We start from the raw sequence: 20,511 nt of genomic DNA on the forward strand, positions 1-20,511 counted from the left end.
CGGCCCAGCGCAAGCGCTGCACCTAGGCTGGCGGCATGTACGTGCCCCGTTTCAACGTGATGCAAGCCGATGCCGTGCGTGAGTTCGTTTCCGCTGTGGGAGCCGCTCAACTGGTCACGGTGGGGCGTGACGGAGCGCCGCAGGCCACGCAAGTGCCGATCCTGTGGCATGCGGGTGTGGTGGAAGCGCACCTCGCACTCCAGAACCCTCACGTGGAGCACTTGCAGGACGGTCAGGAGGCGCTGCTCATCGTGGCCGGACCGCAGGCCTACGTCACGCCACGCTGGTACGCGGCGAAGGAACGCCACGGGCGCGTGGTGCCCACCTGGAACTACTCCACGGTCCAGTTGCGTGGCACAGTGACCGTCAAGCGTGACCTGGAATGGCTGCGGAGGTCCGTGACTCGGCTGTCTGACGCTCACGAGTCACATGAACCGCAACCGTGGGGCGTGGACGAGGCTCCGGAAGCGTTCATCGATGGTCAGTTGCGGGGAGTCGTGGGTGTGGAGATTGCCGTCACTGAGGTGTATGCGAAGGACAAGCTGAGTCAAAACAAGTCCGCGACCGACCGGGCCGTCGTGATGGACGGGTTGGCCGCTCGTGGCGGCGAGTCTGCAGCGGTCGCAGACCGGATGCGTTCACACGAGGAAGAAACCCACCGTGGCCGCAGCGAACGCGGCGACAGTTAGGCCTACGCCCACGGGATCCCAACGGCGTTCCGTGGGGGCACGGTCTGCCCACTTTGACTCATCGGCGGAACGGTGAGGACCTTCAAGCCACTGTTCCTCCGCGCCACGGATCATTGCCACCAAACTCGCGCTCGCCTGCTCAGAGGGAGGCTTCTTCCGGTCGCGACGGTTGGGGTCCGGCGCCGCGAACGCTCCCACCTTCGAACCGTCGTCCACCACTAGTTCCAGGCCCCACCGGGTCTCCAGGTCCTTGAGACGTGCAAACGGCACCGTGACGGTCTGCAGCACGTTGTGCACGACGACGGCATGCTCATTGACCACAATCACCGGACGGAAGAACAACGCCGCGCTGACGAGCGCGATCGCCAGCCCCCATGCGAGGGGTGGCCACGACTGAGCGAGCCCATCAGCAGCGATGGACAGTACTCCCAGCAGCACGCCCGCGGTGACGCCCACGCCGCCCCAAATGGGCGCACTACCAGCGCGGTAGGCGTCGACGGGGTCCGTCGATGAGGTTCGCTGAGACGGCACGATGCGGCGCTTGAACATGACTCCATGGTGGCACGCATGCGCGCACGGAAGTCTGGTGACAGGCGCCACACGGGCGCGCCCGCTAGAATGTACCGGCGCTCCGTTCGGTGCGCGCTCCCACTCTCAACGAAACGAGTCCCTTATGACCGTGCGCTCAGACCTGCGCAACGTCGCCATTGTCGCTCACGTCGACCACGGCAAGACCACCCTCGTGGACGGCATGCTCGTCCAGGGCGGCGCCTACGGCGACCACGCCCACATCGAAGAGCGCGCAATGGACTCGGGAGACCTGGAGCGCGAAAAGGGCATCACCATCCTCGCCAAGAACACGGCGATCCGTTACACCGGGCAGGCAGCCGGCCCCGAGGGCGTCACGATCAACGTGATCGACACCCCCGGTCACGCTGACTTCGGTGGCGAAGTTGAGCGCGGACTGTCCATGGTCGACGGCGTGGTGCTCCTCGTGGACGCCTCCGAGGGTCCCCTCCCACAGACCCGCTTTGTGTTGCGCAAGGCGCTCGCGGCCAAGCTTCCGGTCATCATCGTGGTGAACAAGGTGGACCGCCCCGACGCTCGCATCGACGAGGTTGTCGAAGAGACCCACGACCTGCTCCTGGGACTGGCTTCCGACCTCCACGACGAGGTCCCCGACCTCGACGTCGACGCTTTGCTCGAGGTGCCCGTGGTTTACGCATCGGCCAAGGCCGGACGCGCCTCGCTCGAACAGCCTGCCGACGGTGCACTGCCGGACAACGACAACCTTGAGCCGCTGTTCCAGACCATCATGGAGCGCATCCCCGGACCTACCTTCGACGAGGGCCACCCGCTGCAGGCCCACGTCACCAACCTGGACGCCTCGCCCTTCCTGGGCCGCCTTGCGCTCCTGCGTGTCTTCAACGGTGAACTGCGTAAGGGTCAGCAGGTCGCGTGGGCACGCGCCGATGGCTCGCTCCAGAACGTCAAGATCACCGAACTGTTGGAAACCAAGGGCCTCGAGCGTGTCCCCGCAGAGGTCGCACGCCCCGGTGACATCGTCGCTGTCGCAGGTATCGAAGACATCACCATCGGTGAGACGCTGACGGACGTCAACGACCCCCGCCCCCTGCCGCGCATCACGGTCGACGACCCGGCAATCTCGATGACGATTGGTATCAACACCTCGCCGTTGGCCGGCCGCGTCAAGGGCGCCAAAGTCACCGCACGCCAGGTCAAGGACCGCCTCGACAAGGAGCTCATCGGTAACGTCTCGTTGCGCGTGCTGCCTACCGAGCGTCCCGACGCGTGGGAAGTCCAGGGTCGTGGCGAGCTCGCGCTCGCGATCCTCGTGGAGCAGATGCGCCGCGAAGGCTTCGAACTCACCGTCGGCAAGCCCGTCGTGGTCACCAAGGAGATTGACGGCAAGAAGCACGAGCCGATGGAGCACATGACCATCGACGTGCCGGAAGAGCACTTGGGCGCTGTGACTCAGCTCATGGCAGGCCGCAAGGGCCGTATGGAGTCGATGTCCAACCACGGCACCGGCTGGGTTCGTATGGAGTTCATCGTCCCCGCGCGTGGCCTGATTGGCTTCCGCTCGATCTTCCTCACGGAGACGCGCGGCACGGGAATCGCTTCCTCGATCTCGCACGGCTATGCACCGTGGGCCGGTCTCATCGAGTACCGCACCAACGGTTCGCTCGTCGCCGACCGTCAGGGAGCCGTCACCACGAACGCGCTCCTGACGCTCCAGGACCGCGGCACGTTCTTCGTGAAGCCCACCGAAGAGGTGTACGAAGGCATGGTCGTGGGAGAGAACTCTCGCAACGAAGACATGGACATCAACATCACCAAGGAAAAGAAGCTGAACAACATCCGTTCGGCCACCGGTGATGAGTTGGAGCGTTTGACGCCCCCGCGCACCCTCACGCTCGAAGAGTCGCTCGAGTTCGCTCGTGAAGACGAGTGCGTCGAGGTCACGCCGGAGAACATTCGCATCCGCAAGGTCATCCTTGACGCGACCGAGCGCGGCCGTGCGGTCTCGCGCGCTAAGCGCCAGGACGGCTAACCCTCATCTGTGAAGTGGGCCGGTGCCCGGGTACGTCACGTGCCCGGGCACCGGCCTTTTCTGTTCAGGAAGGCCGCGTTGCGCCGGTCACGGATCTGTCACGTTCGGGTGGGGTTCGTCAGTGCGTCACAGTGAGCGCCTATCCTTGAGCGCATGAAGGACTCTGTGGGATACGTGATTGTGGCCTTGGCTGGCCTCCTCACCGCGACGGTGGGTGCGGTGGCCTACCGCTCCGTTCCCCCATGGGGTGTGGTCATGGCCATAGTGATGGTCCTGGCGGCAGCGGTGTTCGCACGGGCATGGCTGTCATGGACGGGACTGGGCGTGTTCGCAGGCCTGTGGGTGCTGCTGACCGCGGTGTGGTCTGCCAATGGGCCAGGCAACTCTGTGTTGATTGCCCAGGACGGCTTGGGAATTGCTTGGCTTGCGGGATCGGCTGTCGCCATCGTGATTGCTGCCGTGATCCCGGTAAAACTGCTGGTAGGGGACGATGTCACGACGTAGAGATCTTGAGCGGCACGAGGCGCAGGCTCAGATTGCGAAGCGGCGAAACTCTGCCGCACACCGCTCCATGCGAAGCCGAGCTTCGCGTGGAGTGGGGGCTCACTCGGATCTGACTCCGCCCCGTCCAAGTGCGGCGCCGGTGGTGGTCGAAAGGACCCCAACGGCGGAGTTGGTCGCGCCCACGTGGCTGGCAGCGGAAGCGCAGCCCAGTCCGGCCGATGCTTGGCGTCCTCACGGTGCCGAGCGTGTGAGTTTTGTGGCCGCCGCGGGAGCGGGCGTTGCCGCTGGGGCAGAGGGCGACGATGCGCCGGAAAGCAGCGACTCTGGTGCTGCTGGCGGCGTCGACGAGACCCAGGTGCTGGACGAACCGTGGGTGGCCACGACATCCGAAGCCGATGAGCGTCCTACAGCGGTATTGCCGCCCACGGTCGAGCCGGTCGCGACGGAGCCTGCGGAGGCAGCTCCTGTCCAGTCGCAGGAACCGGACAAGAAACGACGTGGGCGAGGTGCAGTCATCGGCCTGGTGGCCGTGGCGTTGCTCGGCGGCGTCTATGTAGGTGCAGCCGCACTGATGTCGAGCACCGTGCCGCGAGGCACCAGCGCATTGGGTGTGGACATTGGGGGAATGTCCACGGGCCAGGCGATTGCCGCCGTCAACGATGCCGCTGACGAGCGCGCCTCGGACGATGTCGTGGTGAGTGTTGACGGCGACACGGGAACCGTTGTCGCCGGCGAAGCAGGCTTGGGTGTCGATGCTCAAGCCACCGTGGAAGCGTTGGTCGGTTTCTCCCTGGACCCCGCGCTCATGTGGTCGCGCATTGTGGGCGGGGGAGACGCCGATGTGGTGGCGACCGTAGATCAGGACGCCCTGCAGGCCGGTATGGAGGACGTGGCGTCGCAGTTGGATAGCGACCCAGTTGACGCCGTGGTGGAGATTGTTGGCACCGCTGCCATCGTGACTCCGGGTGCGACGGGCGTCATCGTGGACAGCGACGCGACTGCTGCCGTGGTGTCACAAGCGTGGCCCGACGCTCTCGAGGTCGACGGCGTGGCGGAGATCACTGAGCCGGCCATCACGGATGCTGACGCACAAGCCTTTGCCAACACCACCACGAAGGTGACGTTGGCGGGGCCGGTCACACTCGCATCGGCCGAAGGTGACGTCTCCATCAGCGCTGAGGACATTGCAGACAACGCCACCGTGGAGACGGCTGATGGTGTGCTGACGCTGGTCATCGACGGCGCGCCCATCGCTGCGGATGTGGTGGACGCCAATCCTGATCTCGTGACCGAGCCACAGGACGCGAAGCTGTCGTTCGATGACAGTCAGAAACTCAAGGTCACCAAGGGCGTCGAGGGTCAAGACGTCGATGCTGCGGCTATGGGCGCGGCGATCGTTGATGCTGCGAACAGCACGACCCGCTCGGGGGAACTGCCGGTCACGGTGACCGAGCCCGAGGTCACCTCCGAAGACCTGGGGGTCGATGACCTCAATGAAGTCGTGGCGTCCTTCGACACGCCCCTGACGAACGAATACATCCGGACGCAGAATCTCATCACTGCGGCCGCTGACGTAGAGGGCACCGTGGTGCTCCCTGGCGAGGAGTTCAACCTCGCCCAAACCTTGGCGCCGGTCACGGTCGAAGAAGGCTACGCAGAGGCGCACGTGATCGTGGATGGTGTGTTGACCAACGGGATGGGCGGCGGCCTGTCGCAAATGGCGACCACGGCGTACAACGCTGCGTACTTTGCCGGCTACAACATCACGCAGCACCGCCCGCACTCGGTATGGTTTACCAGGTATCCCGCGGGCCGCGAGTCGACCCTGTGGGGTGAGACCATCAACGTGGTGTTCGAGAACGACACCCCTTACGCGGCAGTCCTCAACAGTTATGTGTCGGGCGGCCGGCTCTACGTTGACGTGTGGTCCACGCCGCATTTCACGGTAGAGACGTATGCGTCGGACAAGACCAACATCCGTGAGCCTGGCGTCAAGGAAGTGACATCTGCGAACTGTGAAGCCAAGGGCAAGGGCCAGCCGGGCTTCACCATCACGAACACGCGCAAGATCTTCCTTGACGACGAGCAGGTCGACGAGGACTCGTATACCTGGACCTATGCTCCCGATGACGCAATCAAGTGCGTCAAAGAAGAGGACGACGACTAGTGTGCGCTGTGGCGCATGCCACAGCGGTATGATGGTGCCGCTCAAGCACCCCTATGAGGAGGAGACGAAGTGACCTACGTCATTGCATTGCCTTGTGTAGATGTGAAGGACAAGGCCTGCATTGATGAGTGTCCCGTCGACTGTATCTACGAGGGTGAACGCTCGCTTTACATCCACCCCGACGAGTGCGTGGACTGTGGCGCATGTGAGCCTGTCTGCCCCGTGGAAGCCATCTACTACGAAGATGACGTCCCGGACAAGTGGGCCGAATACTACGACGCCAACGTTGAGTTCTTCTCCGAGATTGGTTCGCCTGGCGGTGCCGCCAAGATGGGCCTGATCGAGCACGATCACGACATCATCAAGGCGCTTCCCCCGAACCCGAACGGCTAAGCAGCATGGGCCTGCAGCCGCGCGCCCTGCCTGATTTTCCCTGGGACAGCCTGGTTCCTTTCCGGGAACGTGCGCAGGAACACCCCGACGGTGTCGTTGACCTGTCCGTGGGGACCCCTGTAGACGCTACTCCGGAGTTGATCCAGGACGCGTTGCGTGCTGCGGCCGATGCTCCCGGCTATCCCACCACGCTCGGTACCGCGGACCTTCGCGCTGCCGTCGGCGAATGGTACGCCCGTACCAGGGGAGTGCCCGGGGTCGGGCTTGATGGCGTGCTGCCCACCGTGGGCTCCAAGGAACTGGTCGCATGGCTGCCAGCCCTGCTTGGCCTGGGTGCCGGAGACGCAGTGGTGTTTCCCGCATCGGCCTATCCCACTTATGCGGTGGGCGCCACGCTGACGGGGGCAACCCCGGTTGCGGCCGACGATCCGGACGCATGGGCGGACCGCACGGACGTGAAGCTGGTGTGGATCAACTCGCCGTCGAACCCCACGGGCGAGGTGTTGTCCAAGGAACAGCTCCGGCGGATCGTGCGGCAAGCACGCGCCGTGGGCGCTGTCGTGGCATCGGACGAGTGCTATGCCGCACTGCCGTGGAGTGAGCCGTGGGTGACAGACGGCATCCCCAGTGTGCTTGACCCTGAGGTCTGCGACGGCAGCCATGAGGGCTTGCTTTCGGTGTACTCGCTGTCCAAGCAGTCCAACCTCGCGGGCTACCGCGCCGCATTTGTGGCCGGTGACCCAGCACTCATCAAGGCCCTGGTGGAAGTACGGAAGCATGCAGGCATGATCGTGCCGGCACCCGTGCAAGCGGCCATGACGGTAGCGTTGCGAGACGATGCTCACGTGGCTGCGCAGCGGGAGATCTACCGTGCGCGGCGCGAGGCACTCCTGCCAGCGGTACAAGGTGCGGGGTTCCAGGTGTCGGGCTCTGAGGCCGGCTTGTATTTGTGGGCCACTCGGGGCGAGGATTGCTGGGATACGATTGCCGCCCTGGCAGACCAGGGAATCGTTGCAGCACCAGGTGTGTTCTATGGTGAGGCTGGCGCACAGCACGTGCGCATCGCATTGACGGCATCGGATGAGCGAATTGCACAGGCGGTCAATCGTCTGTACAAACTTAAGTAAACTCAGACCCAAGCGAACGCATACAAAGGCGCTGCGGCGCACGGAGGGACGCACCTTATGACTCGAGTTGTCGACGCACGCCTGACCGTAGACGGCACTACCCGGGAACTTCCGATCGAGCGCGCCACGGTCGGGAATGACGGAATGTCTGTCTCGACGCTGCTGCGCGACACCGGTCTTGTCACCGTGGACCCAGGCTTCATGAACACCGCTTCGTGCGAATCCGCCATCACCTACATCGATGGCGACGCAGGGATCCTGAAGTACCGCGGCTACCCCATTGAGCAGCTCGCGGAGAACTCCACGTTCCTTGAAGTGGCCTACCTGCTGATCCACGGCGAGCTCCCCACGGAAGACCTCCTCAACGCTTTCAACAACCGCGTGGCTCGCCACATGCATGTCCACGAGGGCATCAAGTCCTTCCTGGGCGCCTTCCCGCGCGACGCTCACCCCATGGCGGTGCTGTCCGGCGCTATCTCGGCGTTGGCGACGTTCTACCCCGACTCCGTTGGCAACTCGGAGGAGGAACTCGAACTCGCGACCGTGCTGCTGCTCGCTAAGTCCGCAACGGTCATCGCCTACCTGCAGCGCCGTGCCAGCGGTGGTGACCTGATCGAGCCCCGCCAGGGCGGCCACTACGTGGACGAGTTCATGCGCATCTGCTTCTCTGGCGCGGACGGTGAACTCGACATCGACCCCACCATGCGCAAGGCACTTGACCTGCTGTTGATTTTGCACGCCGACCACGAGCAGAACTGCTCGACGTCGACCGTCCGCATCGTGGGTTCGTCCCAGGCCAACATCTACGCGTCGATCGCTGCCGGTGTGGGTGCGCTCTCCGGCCCGCTACACGGCGGAGCGAACGAGGCCGCCCTGCGGATGTTCGACCAGATCAAGGAGTCCGGCGACACCGTTGAGCAGTTCGTGGCGAAGGTCAAGGACAAGGCCGAGGGTGCCCGCCTGATGGGCTTCGGGCACCGCGTCTACAAGTCGTATGACCCCCGTGGTGCGCAGGTGAAGAAGGTCGCGAACCAGATCCTTGCGGAACTGGGCGGCAACAACGAGACCTTCGAGATGGCTCAGCGTCTTGAAGAGATTGCGCTGTCGGACGAGTACTTCATTGAGCGCAAGCTCTACCCCAATGTGGACTTCTACACGGGTCTGCTGTACTCGGCGATGGGCTTCGACACCCCCATGTTCACCCCGCTGTTTGCGCTGGGACGCATGCCCGGCTGGATCGCCCACTACCGCGAGATGCTTGCCGACCCGCGCACCAAGATCGGCCGTCCGCGCCAGATCTACACGGGCGAGACGGACCGCACCTACGCGCCTCTTCAGGACCGCTAACCCTCATCCGCCGAATGGCTCCATTTGGCTGTTTTAGCTAGCTATAACAGCAACTTTGTGCCACTCGGGCCGGTTGTAGACGGCCGTCGCCCGCGCGGCGATGCCGTGCGGGCGAGTTCGTTCCGCAATTTACGGGACGGCAGTGCGCAAGGAAACCAGGGTTCCGGAGTCCGGGCTAGCCGTGGGCTCCGAGCCGTCCCTGACCCACGCATCGGCCCGCCCCACTGACGCGGTGACCGCCTCGGAGGACGCCACCGATACAGCCCAGGCTTGAAGCGCGGCGTCGGATGTCTCCTGCCCGTCCGCGGCGGTCAAGCGCAGCGTGGTGTCGGTGCCGTCAGCGCCCACGATCTCGACTGTGTATGCCCGCGTGCCAAAGTCAGCCTCGACGCGCTGGACAAAGGCTCGCGGGGTTGTCGGCTCGCTCGGTGACGGAAGATCGCACGACACTGTGCCGCCGTTGCCCGTCAGCGAAGATGCCCACAACCGGCCCTCTTCCTCATGGTCGGCGTAGGCCAGCGGGAAGCCCGACCGTTGCACGTCCTGCGCGGCGACCGTGATCTCTTTGGTCGACCACTCCGACACCTTGATGAGGGCTTCATAGAACTTGTCAGTGGAGTAGTAGGGGTCCATGATCTGCTCGATGGTGCCCCAGCCTTGGGACGGGCGCTGTTGGAACAGGCCGATGCTGTCGCGGTCCCCGTAGTCAATGTTGCGTAGCGATGACTCTTGAATAGCGGTTGCGATCGCTATTGTGCCGGCGCGCGCGGGCAGGCCCCAGCGGCTGGAGCCTGCCACGATCAGCGCAGCGTTGTTGGCCTGTTCTGCGGTCTTGGAGTCGCTGCGGTCGCCAAGGGTGACGGTGCATCGAGAGGACGCGGACTGTACGTCTCCGAACTGTTCCCATAGCCGGGGAACCCAGATGATGGCCGCGATGGTGACGATCAGGATCAGCGCGAGCGCCAGCGTCCCTGCGCCCCGTTTGCGACGCGCAGCAGCCATGGGGGAGTCCGGCTAGTTGGCGTGGAGTGCTGCGTTGAGTTCGACGCCCTTGCCCTGACGCATGACTGCTTCGAGCGCGCCAGAGACGGAGTTGCGGCGGAACAGGATGCCGTTGAGGCCGGCGAGTTCCTTGGCCTTCACGACGCGTGGGTTGCCGTCCTCGTCTGTCTGGCCCACGAGCAGGACCTTGGAGCCGGCGGTGACGTACAGACCTGCTTCGACGATGCAGTCGTCGCCCAGGGGGATGCCCAGGCCGGAGTTGGCGCCCAGGAGGGAGCGCTCACCGATCGAAATGACTTCCTTGCCGCCGCCGGACAGGGTGCCCATGATGGAGGCGCCACCGCCGACGTCGGAGCCGTCTCCCACGACCACGCCAGCGGAGATGCGGCCTTCGACCATGGAGTGGCCCAGGGTGCCGGCGTTGAAGTTCACGAAGCCTTCGTGCATGACGGTGGTGCCTTCGGCGAGGTGGGCGCCCAGGCGGACGCGGTCGGCGTCGGCGATGCGTACCCCGGTGGGGACCACGTAGTCCACGAGGCGGGGGAACTTGTCGATGCCGTACACCGTGAGCTGCTGTCCGGCGGTGCGGAAGCGCAGGCGGGTGGCGTCGAAGCCGTCGATGGCGCAGGGGCCGGCTGAGGTCCACACCACGTTGGTGAGGGCGCCGAACACGCCGTCGAGGTTGAGACCGTGCGGCTGTACCAGGCGGTGCGAGATGAGGTGAAGACGCAGGTAGGCGTCCTCGACGGATGCGGGCGCCTCGTCGAGGTCGATGACGGTCAGCACGGCACGCACGGTGACGGCACGCAGGGAGTCTTCGCGTTCGGCTGCGGTGAGGTCGGCGGGGATGTTTGCGCTGGGTGCCTCGCCTAGGGCGGGGGAGGGGTACCAGGTGTCGAGGGCAACGCCGTTCGCGTCGTAGGTGGCCAGTCCGTATCCATAGGCAGGTCGCGTCATGGGCACCAGGGTAGTCGAGTGCGCGCGTGGTCTGGCCGGGTAGGGAAGACCCACGGTGCTGTCTCAGGGCAGTGAACAGTCGTTGAACGGCTGTGAACCCTCGCTAGGCTGACAGCATGACTGAGGCGCGCGACTATTCGATTGACGTATTTGCCCCTGTGGACCAGTTGGCGGCTGCGCTGATCGATATTCCGTCGGTGTCCGCGGACGAACGGGCTATTGCCGATGCGGTGGAGACTGCGCTACGCGCCTTGCCGCATCTCACGGTCACTCGTGACGCCGATGCGATGGTGGCGCGGACGGAGACCGGCGCGGGCGAGCGTGTGGTGATCGCGGGACACCTGGACACGGTGCCGATCAAGGACAACGTGCCCGGCCGTTTTGAGGGCGAGGGGGCCGATGCTGTGCTGTGGGGCCGCGGCAGCGTCGACATGAAGGCGGGCGTGGCGGTGATGCTGTCGCTTGCTGCCCAGCTGGATGCGCCTGCGCGAGACATTACTTGGGTGTTCTATGACCACGAAGAGGTTGAGGCCACCAAGAACGGTTTGGGCCGATTGGTGCGCCACCACTCGGACCTGTTCGATGCGAACTTTGCTGTGCTGTGCGAGCCTACGTCGGCTGCTATCGAGGGCGGTTGCAATGGCACGTTGCGTGCGGAGATCACGGTCCCGGGTAAGGCCGCTCACAGTGCGCGGGCGTGGAAAGGCATCAACGCCATCCATCGCCTGGCGCCTCTGCTGACGACGCTTGGCAGCTATGAGCCGGCGACGGTGAATGTTGACGGTCTGGACTACCGCGAGGGCCTCAACGCTGTGGGCGTGCGGGGTGGAATCGCAGGGAACGTCATCCCTGACGCCGCTACCGTGACGGTGAACTATCGCTTTGCGCCGGACAAGTCCCTGGATGAAGCGAAAGCTCACGTGGTGGATGTGGTGAATGGTGCGGGGCTGGAGGAGCACACGCTGGTCTGGACTGATGAGTCGGCCGCATGCCGTCCGGGCTTGGACGCTCCGCTGGCGCAGAGTTTCGCTACGGCGGTGTCCGCGGCTGGTGGGGGTGCGCCACGGGCCAAGGAAGGGTGGACGGATGTGTCGCGCTTTGGGGCGATGGGGATCCCCGCCGTGAACTACGGTCCCGGAAACCCTGAACTCGCGCATGCTGACGACGAACGCTGTCCCGTCAGCGAGATCTTTGCCTGCCGGGCCGGGCTGGAAGCCTGGCTGACGGCATAACCGCCGCCAGCATCGGCCCGTGGCGGGGGCGGCGGCGCACGGCCGCACGACTTTGACTCGATCAACTACCGCAAGGAGATCAGCATGAGTGACTACCGCAAGGGCCCTGTCCTGCTGCGGGGCAAGAATGTGCCCAAGACCTCAACGTCGGGACGGTTGCTGGCCGGGCAGGAGCACCCGGATTGGCTGCACGAGGACCCCTGGCGTGTGCTGCGCATCCAGTCTGAGTTTGTGGAGGGCTTTGGTGCGCTCGCGGAACTGGGCCCAGCCATCTCTGTGTTTGGGTCTGCGCGGACCAAGCCGGGCGCCGACGACTACACGCAGGGCGAGACCATTGGCCGCCGCCTGGTGGAAGAAGGCTTCGCCGTCATCACTGGTGGTGGGCCGGGTGTGATGGAAGCCGCGAACAAGGGTGCCAGTGAGGCTGGCGGTGTGTCCGTGGGGCTGGGCATCGAGTTGCCGTTCGAACAGGGCGTCAATGCTCACGTGAACTTGGGCATCAATTTCCGTTACTTCTTTGCGCGCAAGACCATGTTTGTGAAGTATGCGCAGGGTTTCATTGTGCTTCCGGGTGGTTTTGGCACTCTCGATGAGTTGTTCGAAGCTCTCACGCTGGTGCAGACCCGCACCATCACCAAGTTCCCTGTGGTGCTCGTGGGCCACGCCTACTGGGACGGGTTGGTGGATTGGCTGCGGGATTCGGTCATCGCTGACGGGAAGGCTGCGCCCACGGACCTCAACTTGTTCCAAGTGACGGATGACATCGAGGAAGCGATTCAGATCTGCGTCGAGTATTCGCGCGGGGAGGGCACCGGTCCGGAGGCCGCGTCGAGCCCACCCGGCATTGAGCCGATGTAGCTGGCGCCACCCGTCACATGGCTCCATTTGGTGGTCTTAGTCAACTGAAACAGCCAAATGGAGCCAAGTGACGGGTTGAAGCGACCTGTTTTGGGAGCGGTGCAGGTGCGTCGTAGAATGTGTGCAGTGCCACGTGTTGCGTGGACACGCCAAACTGCGAGGAGAAGCACATATGGCTGCGATGAAGCCCCGTACCGGTGACGGCCCCATGGAGGTCGTAAAGGAGGGCCGCGGGTATGTGATGCGTGTACCGCTTGAAGGTGGCGGTCGCCTCGTCGTGGAAGTTAACGCGGACGAGGTCGCGGCATTGCGCGACGCATTGGCGGGGGCCCTTCAGTAGTCCGCTGGAGCCACCCACAGACATCCCCACCTAGCGGGACAGTAGAGAGCATCGCGTGCGCGGTGCTCTCTACTTTTTGTGTAGCGGGCCGATGCGTGCGGCAGGTCCCGTACGTGGGCAGGCTCCGCGGTTAGGCGTTTTTGATTGCCACGAGCAGGCCGTCTCCTGAAGGCAACAGCACGGTCGTGAGCGACTCGTCTTCACGGATGGCCTTGAGGGTGGTGCGAATCGCGGTGGTTTCCTGGTCTCGTTGCGCAGGGTCGGGGACGCGGCCGTGCCACAAAGAGTTGTCGATCGCGATGAGGCCGCCCACTCGTACGAGGCGCAGTGCCTGCTCAAAGTACTGCGGGTACTCCACTTTGCGGGCGTCGATGAACACCACGTCGTAGCCGCCGTCGGTCAGGCGCGGGAGAACGTCAAGGGCACGTCCCGTAATCATGCGGGCACGTTCGGGGGCGAAGCCAGCATCGGCCAGGGTTTTACGAGCGGCCTTGTGGTGTTCGGGTTCCACGTCGATGGTGGTGACCACTCCGCCGTTGACCATGCCGCGCAGCAGATACGTAGTCGAAACGCCTGCGCCGGTGCCGATCTCCACGGCCGAGCGTGCTCCCGACGCCTGTACCAAGAGTTGCAACGCTTGCCCCGCTCCAGCCAGGACGGGAATGCAGCCGAGTTGTTCGGCGACGTCTCGAGCGCCCAGCAAGACGCGGTCTTCGGTGAGGAAATCCTCGCTGTATGCCCAGTTCGCTGCTTCAACGCTCATGGTGCCTCCTTCTGCTTCTAGCATCGTAGTGCGCACCAGGGGACGTATGTCTCAGCAAACTCCCAGCATTGCGTGGGAACATGGACACGTTGGCATCCGTTGACCGTGACGTGGAGGAAGGCACTGATATGACTCAGATCGAGACTCAGAGCAACAGTCCTTCTGCCGCGCCTTCGACCGCCCCCCAGGAACTGACGTGGGAGCGCATCGTCGAGGAACACTCCGGTCGCGTGTATCGCTTGGCCTATCACCTCACAGGAAATCAGCATGATGCTGAAGACCTGACTCAGGATGTTTTCATCCGCGTGTTCAACTCCTTGTCGCAGTACAAGCCGGGCACGTTCGAGGGATGGCTACACCGCATTACCACCAACCTGTTCCTTGACCGAGTGCGTCGCAAAAAGCGCATCCGATTCGACTTCATGGCCGATGACGATGTTGCTGTTGCCACGTCGGACAGCTTCGACCGCCACGAGCGGTCGGGACAGCCCGAGGACGCCTTCGACATGGCCCACCTTGGCGACGACATCGTTGCCGCGCTCGCTGACCTTCCGCCCGAGTACCGCGCTGCCGTGGTGCTCAGCGACATTGAAGGTCTGAGCTATGAGGAAATTGCTGCCACTCTCGGCATCAAGATGGGCACTGTCCGGTCCCGACTGTCTCGCGCCCGCGCGAAGCTCCGTGAGTCGTTGGCTCACCGTGCGCCGGTGCGAGGTGGCGTGTGACTGAACCTCACCTGGGACAAACCCTTCACGATCTTCTGGACAATCGGCTCAGCGCCCAACAGGCAGCCGATGCCATGGCTCACATTGGTGCGTGTGGCGAGTGCCGAACCAAGTGGGATGAGTTGCGGGCTGCGCGCGAAGCGCTGAAGACATCGTCTGCCGGCATCGACATGCGGTTCGCCCAACAGTTGCTGGACCGCGAACGCATGGCTCAGATTGCACAGTTTGAGAGCAAGTCACAAGTGCGGGCCGCTTCCGGCCAGGCGCATCGTCCCGTGATGGCGCTGATGCTCGCTTTGATCCTCATTTCCTCCGGCGTGGTGGCGTGCTACGCCGCCGGTGCCCCGCACGTGGTGGGGGTCGCAATTGCCGATGGTGCGGGCCAAGCCGCTTCCGGCGAAGGCAGCGCGACCGCCTCAGCTGATGCTGACGTGGCGTACATTTCCTCGTCAGCCATGCGCGATGGCGAGGCGCTCGCGAACTGGTCTGCACCCGACTGGGACGTTGCAGATTTGGTCCCTGTTGAGGCGCGGGTGTTGCAAGACGCTCAAGGCCGAGCCATGTTGGTGGCGTGGGTGGTGTCGGGCGCACACACGGTGACTGTGACGGAGCAGCGCGGTGAACTTGATCTCGATGTCGCCCAGTATTTCCCGACCGTAGACTTCGCGAACGGCCCCGCGTATTGGGTCAATGACGACCCGATGCAGGTGGTGTGGGATGCGGGTGACTTTGTGATGTCGGCCACGTGTCACTGCACCCTGTCCACTCTTGAGGCGACCGCTGCCTCATTCCCCTCGGCCGATGGCCCTGGCCTCCTCGATCGACTAGGAGACGGCGCTGTGCGGATCGCTAACGTCGTCACAGGCGACTGACTTCTCTGAAGGAGCATCATGACTGACAACCCCGTCGCGGCCCCGCGCGACCCACAATCGTCCGACTCTGCGCCCCAAGCGGCATCGGCTCCGGACTCCACGGCGCCCATCGAGGACGCGTCCGCGCCTGAGGCTCCTGCCGCGCCTTCGCCTACCGCTTCTTCACCAGCCGCGCCCGCGCCTACGCAGTACGACACGGAGAAGATCGAGGCGGCGGCCGCAGCTGAGCCCGCCACTACTCAGCCGTTGCCGCCCACGGCGCCAGCCCCGCACAGTGGTGCCGGAGTCATGGCTCAGGCCCCTGACGGCACGTTCTCGACCGCTCAGCCCGCCTATGACGCCAGCGGCTACAACGCTCCGCCCGCACCAGCAAAGCCAGCGAAGGACAAGCCTGCACGCGTGGGCAAGGGCGCTGTCGCGGGGATTACCGTGGGTGCGCTGCTCCTGGGTTTGGGTGGCGGAGTGCTCGGTGCGTGGGGGTACGACGAGTTTGTCGGTAGCCCTGAGGCTCAGATCGCGACCTCGACCACGGAGGCCGTGGACCGTCCCGATGGTTCCGTGGCTGCTGTGGCGGCCGCAGTGATGCCGTCGACGGTGTCGATCGAGGCAGCTTCCAGCCAGTTGGGGACGTCGACGGGCTCCGGCTTCGTGATTCGTGAAGACGGCTACATCCTCACGAACAACCACGTTGTCGAGGGCGCCAGCGACATTACGGTGGTGTTCTCGGACGGTTCTGAGCAGTCCGCAGAGCTCATTGGCGCCACCAGCGACTATGACCTCGCCGTGATCAAGGTCAACCTCACCGGGCTGACGCCGCTCGTGTTTGCGGACTCCGATGACGTGGTGGTGGGCGACGGCACCATTGCCGTGGGCTCGCCCTTGGGTCTCGAGGCAACCGTCACCACGGGAATCGTCTCTGCCTTGCACCGTCCGGTCACCGCTGGCGACAACACCGAGGGTTACGCCTTCATCGACGCCATCCAGACCGACGCCGCCATCAACCCCGGTAACTCCGGCGGTCCGCTCTTGAACTCGCAGGGCGAAGTCATCGGTGTGAACTCTGCGATCGCCACCCTTTCGAACTCGACCGACACGACAGGCTCGATTGGTTTGGGCTTCGCCATTCCTTCGAACCAGGCCAAGCGCACTGCCGAGGAACTCATCGAGACCGGCACCGCCACGTACCCGATCATCGGTGTGCAGCTCGACCGGACCTATTCCGGTGAAGGCGTCAAGGTGGTGGATGCTGACGGTGCCGTGACCGCGGGTCTGCCCGCGGACGAGGCCGGCATTGAAGCGGGAGACGTGATCACCGCGATCGATGGTCGCCCCATCACGCAGGTCGATGAACTCGTCGTGGCCATCCGTGCGAAGGCCCCCGGCGACGAGATCGTGCTCACGGTGTTGCACAACAACCAGGAGACCGATGTCACGGTGACGTTGGCATCGTCCGCGACCCTGGACGCACAGCAAGGCTGATACGCGGCACAATAGACACGTGCTGGGCATTAACGGAGGCGAACTCCTACTCCTTGTGCTGATCGGAATCATCGTGATCGGCCCTGAGCGCATGCCCGAATACGCGCGCCAGTTCCGCGAGTGGGTGGTCCGTGGCCGCGACATGGTGAATGACGGCAAGGAACAGTTCAAGTCCGAGGTCGGCAGTGATGTGGACTGGAAGCAACTGGATCCGCGTCAGTACGACCCGCGACGTATCGTGAAGGAAGCTCTCGCTGAGCCCACGGCGGCACAGCGAGCTTCCGCCACGTCCGCCCCCGCCGGAACCGCGACCGGGGCTGCTGCGGCCGGTGTCGCTAGCGCATCGGCTCCTGGCTCCACTGCCGTGCCTCCCGCACCCTTTGACGACGAGGCAACGTAGCGGGCTTCCTGGCGGGCAGGCGCTGCCGTTGAACGCAGGTTGCGCAGGTACCCGGCCGATGCGGAACAATGGCAGGCATGAAACCTCGCGTGTTCTCGGCTATGCAGCCCACAGCAGACTCTCTCCAGCTCGGCAACTTTCTGGGTGCCCTTGTGGAGTGGGTCAAGCTGCAGGACACGCACGACGCCATCTACGGTGTCGTGGACTTGCATGCGCTGACTGTCGCACCTGACCCTGAGGTCTTGCGCCGCCGGTCGCGTGTGACCGCAGCGCAGTTCTTGGCGGCTGGTGTGGACCCCTCCCGGTCGATCGTGTTCCTGCAGTCCCATGTGCCCGAGCATGCGGAACTCGCGTGGTTGCTCAGCACCTTCACCGGCATGGGTGAGGCGGGCCGTATGACGCAGTTCAAGGACAAGTCCGCCAAGGTGGGGGAGTCCGGCACCAACGTGGGCCTGTTCACGTACCCGATCCTGATGGCCGCGGACATTCTGCTGTACGACACGAACGTTGTACCGGTGGGTGAAGACCAGCGTCAGCACCTTGAGCTGTCCCGTGACCTGGCGATGCGCCTGAACTCGCGCTTGGGCGAGGACACCGTGACGGTGCCTGAACCGCACATCGTCAAGGAAACAGCCAAGATCTTTGACCTGCAGGACCCCACCAAGAAGATGTCGAAGTCTTTCTCTAGCCCCAAGGGCATCATCGAGATTCTGCAGGACCCCAAGTCCGTCGCGAAGAACATTAAGTCTGCGGCGACCGACTCGGGTTCCGTGATCTCGTTTGACCGCGAGAACAAGGCGGGAGTCTCCAACCTGCTGACGATCTACTCGGCGCTTGATGGCCGCAGCATCGACCAGTTGGTGGCCGACTACGAAGGCAAGATGTACGGCCACCTCAAGGTGGATTTGGCGGAAGTCGTCGTCAACTACCTCACGCCCGTACACGATGCCGCCATGGAATGGATCGAGTCGCCTGACCGTTTGGACGCGGTACTGGCCGATGGTGCGGCAAAGGCAAGTGCCATCGCCTCGCAGACGCTGAATCGACTTTACGACCGGGTGGGATTGCTCCCACCTGCACACCGGAGGTAACCGCCATGAGCGAGCGTGACCCGCAGCCTGCCGCTGACGCATCGGACAAGGACGATGCCTCGGCCCTGCAGCGCGGCAAGGAAGCCCTCGCTGAGACCGGAGCGGTCGAAGGGGCGAAGGCTGCGATTGAGACGGCCAAGTCCCGCAAGGAGTGGTTTGACAACACTCACCCTGGGCGCACGCTGGAACGCATCAAAGAAGGCAACGCGATGCTGCTGGCCGGAGGAATCGCGTACTTCTCACTGACGTCGCTCGCGGCCGCAGTCGTCATCGGTGTCACGCTGTCGAGTTTCTTGGTGCGATACAACGCGGCGTGGAATGAGGCGTTTTATGGCTTCCTCGATGACGTGCTGCCCGGAATCGTGGGCACTGGCGACGATGCCCTCATCAACCCTGAAGAACTTGACCCCCAGACCCTGACAGGTGTCGTGGGTGTGGTGTCGTTCTTGGTGCTGTTCAACACTGCCACGCGGTACCTGCGCGGAAACCGGATCGGTGTGCGCATCATGTTGGGCAAGGCGGCGGCCCCGCCAGCGAAGGGAAAGATGCGCGACTTCATCGCGCTGTTCTCGTTGTTCTTGGTCGTGGTGTTGGGCGTGGGTTTGCAGGTGCTCGCGTCGCGCTTCTCCGTCACCGTGGCCAGTTGGTTTGATCAAGAGTGGATCTCTGAAGGTGTGATCCGTACCCCGGCGATTGTCGTTGGTGGGTTCCTCGACATGGCATTCGTGGGTCTCATCATTGTGGTGTTGGGCCGGTACCGGGGGCCCAAGAAGTCGCTGTTGTGGGTGCTGCTGGTATCGGCGGTTGCCATCGGAGTGCTACGCCAGGCGGTGTCGCTGATCATCGCGACGGTCTCCGACAATCCCGTCCTTGCTCCGTTCGCAGCGATCGTGACGGTCATGATCTTCGCCGACTTCATTGCCCGGATCATCATGGTGGGCGCGGCCTGGCTGGGCACGGACTTTGACGTGCAAGAACAGGACCCGGAACTTGAGGTCGAGGAGATGGATTCCCCGGCGCGCCGCGAGCACGGCTCCGTGACAACCACGCGCGCCACGCAGCGATCCGATTCGGCGTAGGGACCCTCAGCAGCGCCGGACGTGGCGTGGCATTGGGCGCGCTACCAGGGAAAGCGTAGGTGTCGGGGCCCGCGGACACGATATCCTCGGTCGTCCGCACTGCTCAAAAGGAGCCCTTTCTGTGACTGAGAACGACCCCTTCCTGCGCCCTGCCTCCGCTGCACAATGGGAACCGGCTGCGCCTCAACAGCCGACCGCTGAGACCGGCCCGTCCTCCACTGCGCAATATGCGCCCGCTCAGGGCGCGCCCGATCTGTCTGCATACCAACCGCAGGGGTCTGCGACGCCGCCGTTGAACTATGGAGCGCCTCAGGCACAGCCGGCATCGGACCCCTTTGGCCAGGCCAGCGCTGCTCCCGCTTCCGATCAGTTCGCGGGCCGGCAGGGCTTCGCCCCCCAGGCCCCACCTGCGTACCCCGCGCCTGCCTCGTACTCGTCGTCCAGCGGTAGCGACACCGACGGCGTCTCGATCGCCGCGCTCATCACTGGAATCCTGGGCCTCGCAATCGTGCCGCTGATCCTGGGCGCCGTGGGACTGCGCCGGACTGCCCAAGGTGCTCGCAAGGGCACCTGGATGGCGGTGTCTGGCCTCGTGCTCGGAGTGATCGCCACAGTGGTCTACACCTGGTTGCTTGCCTTCGCGCTTGCAGCGACGCTGGATTATGCGGAAGCCACCGGCGTCAGCTTTGACGTCGAGGCTGGCTACGGAGACGACGCCTACCTTGATGGGTTGTACGAGCAGTGTGCGGCGGGAGACGATGCGGCCTGCGACACGCTGTTTACCGACTCGCCGATAGGATCCGACTACGAGAGCTTCGGTGAAGAATGCGGCGGCCGCGGCCTGCCCGCAGGGCAACTCTGGTGCGATCCGAATAGCGGTTTCTAGCTCCCCACTGACACGTGAAGGCGTG

General features: G+C 64.2%; 21 protein-coding genes. 17 read left to right on the forward strand and 4 right to left on the reverse strand.

The genetic code is table 11. The annotated features are described in order from the left end of the window. Window positions 1-35: 35 nt before the first annotated feature. Window positions 36-689: an FMN-binding negative transcriptional regulator gene (locus tag ON058_RS04275; RefSeq protein ID WP_274667774.1), complete on the forward strand. Its 654-nt coding sequence runs from the start codon at window positions 36-38 to the stop codon at window positions 687-689. Here the strand turns inward: ON058_RS04275 and ON058_RS04280 are convergent. Beyond that, complete coding sequence (locus ON058_RS04280) at window positions 639-1,238, reverse strand: hypothetical protein (RefSeq protein ID WP_274667775.1); 600 nt, start codon at window positions 1,236-1,238, stop codon at window positions 639-641. The two genes, ON058_RS04275 and ON058_RS04280, sit on opposite strands and share 51 nt — an antisense overlap. A 124-nt stretch (window positions 1,239-1,362) precedes the next feature. Between ON058_RS04280 and typA the strand changes: the two genes are divergently transcribed. From typA to ON058_RS04310, 6 genes are all read left to right on the forward strand, one after another. Beyond that, window positions 1,363-3,264 carry a translational GTPase TypA gene (gene typA / locus ON058_RS04285; RefSeq protein ID WP_274667776.1) on the forward strand — a complete coding sequence of 634 codons (1,902 nt, stop codon included), beginning with the start codon at window positions 1,363-1,365 and terminating at the stop codon, window positions 3,262-3,264. 153 nt (window positions 3,265-3,417) lie between these two features. Then, entirely contained in the window at window positions 3,418-3,768 is a 351-nt protein-coding gene (locus ON058_RS04290) for a hypothetical protein (protein WP_274667777.1), read from the forward strand. Between the two features lie 142 nt (window positions 3,769-3,910). Continuing rightward, complete coding sequence (locus tag ON058_RS04295) at window positions 3,911-5,935, forward strand: VanW family protein (RefSeq protein WP_274667778.1); 2,025 nt, start codon at window positions 3,911-3,913, stop codon at window positions 5,933-5,935. 69 nt (window positions 5,936-6,004) lie between these two features. Then, a complete protein-coding gene (fdxA, locus tag ON058_RS04300; RefSeq protein WP_274667779.1) occupies window positions 6,005-6,328 on the forward strand; it encodes a ferredoxin in 324 nt (107 codons plus the stop codon). Window positions 6,329-6,333: 5 nt separating this feature from the next. Then, a complete protein-coding gene (gene dapC / locus ON058_RS04305; RefSeq protein WP_274667780.1) occupies window positions 6,334-7,455 on the forward strand; it encodes a succinyldiaminopimelate transaminase in 1,122 nt (373 codons plus the stop codon). Window positions 7,456-7,512: 57 nt separating this feature from the next. Then, window positions 7,513-8,802, forward strand: coding sequence for a citrate synthase (locus ON058_RS04310; RefSeq protein WP_274667781.1), 1,290 nt, complete (start codon window positions 7,513-7,515; stop codon window positions 8,800-8,802). Window positions 8,803-8,931: 129 nt separating this feature from the next. Here ON058_RS04310 and ON058_RS04315 read toward each other — a convergent pair whose 3' ends face one another. Next, complete coding sequence (locus ON058_RS04315; protein ID WP_274667782.1) at window positions 8,932-9,804, reverse strand: hypothetical protein; 873 nt, start codon at window positions 9,802-9,804, stop codon at window positions 8,932-8,934. Between the two features lie 12 nt (window positions 9,805-9,816). Then, window positions 9,817-10,761, reverse strand: coding sequence for a 2,3,4,5-tetrahydropyridine-2,6-dicarboxylate N-succinyltransferase (dapD, locus tag ON058_RS04320; RefSeq protein WP_274667783.1), 945 nt, complete (start codon window positions 10,759-10,761; stop codon window positions 9,817-9,819). Between the two features lie 116 nt (window positions 10,762-10,877). Between dapD and dapE the strand changes: the two genes are divergently transcribed. From dapE to ON058_RS04335, 3 genes are all read left to right on the forward strand, one after another. Then, the gene (dapE, locus tag ON058_RS04325; protein WP_274667784.1) at window positions 10,878-11,993 is read left to right on the forward strand and encodes a succinyl-diaminopimelate desuccinylase; all 1,116 of its coding nucleotides are present in this window, start codon (window positions 10,878-10,880) and stop codon (window positions 11,991-11,993) included. Between the two features lie 84 nt (window positions 11,994-12,077). Continuing rightward, the gene (locus tag ON058_RS04330; RefSeq protein ID WP_274667785.1) at window positions 12,078-12,851 is read left to right on the forward strand and encodes a TIGR00730 family Rossman fold protein; all 774 of its coding nucleotides are present in this window, start codon (window positions 12,078-12,080) and stop codon (window positions 12,849-12,851) included. A 172-nt stretch (window positions 12,852-13,023) separates the two neighbouring features. Beyond that, the gene (locus tag ON058_RS04335; protein WP_274667786.1) at window positions 13,024-13,191 is read left to right on the forward strand and encodes a DUF3117 domain-containing protein; all 168 of its coding nucleotides are present in this window, start codon (window positions 13,024-13,026) and stop codon (window positions 13,189-13,191) included. 130 nt (window positions 13,192-13,321) lie between these two features. Here ON058_RS04335 and ON058_RS04340 read toward each other — a convergent pair whose 3' ends face one another. Then, window positions 13,322-13,954, reverse strand: coding sequence for an O-methyltransferase (locus tag ON058_RS04340; RefSeq protein WP_274667787.1), 633 nt, complete (start codon window positions 13,952-13,954; stop codon window positions 13,322-13,324). A gap of 80 nt (window positions 13,955-14,034) precedes the next feature. Between ON058_RS04340 and sigE the strand changes: the two genes are divergently transcribed. From sigE to ON058_RS04375, 7 genes are all read left to right on the forward strand, one after another. After that, window positions 14,035-14,679, forward strand: a complete 645-nt coding sequence (gene sigE, locus ON058_RS04345; protein WP_274667788.1) for an RNA polymerase sigma factor SigE — start codon at window positions 14,035-14,037, stop codon at window positions 14,677-14,679. After that, window positions 14,676-15,551: an anti-sigma factor gene (locus ON058_RS04350; RefSeq protein ID WP_274667789.1), complete on the forward strand. Its 876-nt coding sequence runs from the start codon at window positions 14,676-14,678 to the stop codon at window positions 15,549-15,551. The genes sigE and ON058_RS04350 overlap by 4 nt, the downstream gene beginning before the upstream one ends. Window positions 15,552-15,569: 18 nt before the next feature. Continuing rightward, window positions 15,570-17,030, forward strand: coding sequence for a S1C family serine protease (locus ON058_RS04355; RefSeq protein WP_274667790.1), 1,461 nt, complete (start codon window positions 15,570-15,572; stop codon window positions 17,028-17,030). Window positions 17,031-17,049: 19 nt separating this feature from the next. Further along, window positions 17,050-17,430 carry a Sec-independent protein translocase TatB gene (locus ON058_RS04360; protein WP_274667791.1) on the forward strand — a complete coding sequence of 127 codons (381 nt, stop codon included), beginning with the start codon at window positions 17,050-17,052 and terminating at the stop codon, window positions 17,428-17,430. Window positions 17,431-17,498: 68 nt separating this feature from the next. Next, the gene (trpS, locus tag ON058_RS04365) at window positions 17,499-18,521 is read left to right on the forward strand and encodes a tryptophan--tRNA ligase (RefSeq protein ID WP_274667792.1); all 1,023 of its coding nucleotides are present in this window, start codon (window positions 17,499-17,501) and stop codon (window positions 18,519-18,521) included. 5 nt (window positions 18,522-18,526) lie between these two features. Beyond that, on the forward strand, window positions 18,527-19,600 hold the full coding sequence (locus ON058_RS04370; RefSeq protein WP_274667793.1) for a YihY/virulence factor BrkB family protein: 1,074 nt from the start codon (window positions 18,527-18,529) through the stop codon (window positions 19,598-19,600). 121 nt (window positions 19,601-19,721) lie between these two features. Then, on the forward strand, window positions 19,722-20,486 hold the full coding sequence (locus tag ON058_RS04375) for a DUF4190 domain-containing protein (protein ID WP_274667794.1): 765 nt from the start codon (window positions 19,722-19,724) through the stop codon (window positions 20,484-20,486). The last annotated feature ends 25 nt before the right edge of the window (window positions 20,487-20,511 follow it).

The organism is Demequina sp. B12, from assembly GCF_028823635.1.
In the GTDB taxonomy this organism is placed as follows: Bacteria; Actinomycetota; Actinomycetes; order Actinomycetales; family Demequinaceae; genus Demequina.

What these genes read in the sequence shown, in the direction of transcription:
- ON058_RS04275 (WP_274667774.1), top strand. Translation starts at nt 36, where the DNA reads ATGTACGTGCCCCGTTTCAACGTGATGCAAGCCGATGCCGTGCGTGAG.
- ON058_RS04280 (WP_274667775.1), bottom strand. Translation starts at nt 1,238, where the DNA reads ATGTTCAAGCGCCGCATCGTGCCGTCTCAGCGAACCTCATCGACGGAC.
- typA (WP_274667776.1), top strand. Translation starts at nt 1,363, where the DNA reads ATGACCGTGCGCTCAGACCTGCGCAACGTCGCCATTGTCGCTCACGTC.
- ON058_RS04290 (WP_274667777.1), top strand. Translation starts at nt 3,418, where the DNA reads ATGAAGGACTCTGTGGGATACGTGATTGTGGCCTTGGCTGGCCTCCTC.
- dapC (WP_274667780.1), top strand. Translation starts at nt 6,334, where the DNA reads ATGGGCCTGCAGCCGCGCGCCCTGCCTGATTTTCCCTGGGACAGCCTG.
- ON058_RS04310 (WP_274667781.1), top strand. Translation starts at nt 7,513, where the DNA reads ATGACTCGAGTTGTCGACGCACGCCTGACCGTAGACGGCACTACCCGG.
- ON058_RS04315 (WP_274667782.1), bottom strand. Translation starts at nt 9,804, where the DNA reads ATGGCTGCTGCGCGTCGCAAACGGGGCGCAGGGACGCTGGCGCTCGCG.
- dapD (WP_274667783.1), bottom strand. Translation starts at nt 10,761, where the DNA reads ATGACGCGACCTGCCTATGGATACGGACTGGCCACCTACGACGCGAAC.
- dapE (WP_274667784.1), top strand. Translation starts at nt 10,878, where the DNA reads ATGACTGAGGCGCGCGACTATTCGATTGACGTATTTGCCCCTGTGGAC.
- ON058_RS04330 (WP_274667785.1), top strand. Translation starts at nt 12,078, where the DNA reads ATGAGTGACTACCGCAAGGGCCCTGTCCTGCTGCGGGGCAAGAATGTG.
- ON058_RS04335 (WP_274667786.1), top strand. Translation starts at nt 13,024, where the DNA reads ATGGCTGCGATGAAGCCCCGTACCGGTGACGGCCCCATGGAGGTCGTA.
- ON058_RS04340 (WP_274667787.1), bottom strand. Translation starts at nt 13,954, where the DNA reads ATGAGCGTTGAAGCAGCGAACTGGGCATACAGCGAGGATTTCCTCACC.
- sigE (WP_274667788.1), top strand. Translation starts at nt 14,035, where the DNA reads ATGGACACGTTGGCATCCGTTGACCGTGACGTGGAGGAAGGCACTGAT.
- ON058_RS04355 (WP_274667790.1), top strand. Translation starts at nt 15,570, where the DNA reads ATGACTGACAACCCCGTCGCGGCCCCGCGCGACCCACAATCGTCCGAC.
- trpS (WP_274667792.1), top strand. Translation starts at nt 17,499, where the DNA reads ATGGCAGGCATGAAACCTCGCGTGTTCTCGGCTATGCAGCCCACAGCA.
- ON058_RS04370 (WP_274667793.1), top strand. Translation starts at nt 18,527, where the DNA reads ATGAGCGAGCGTGACCCGCAGCCTGCCGCTGACGCATCGGACAAGGAC.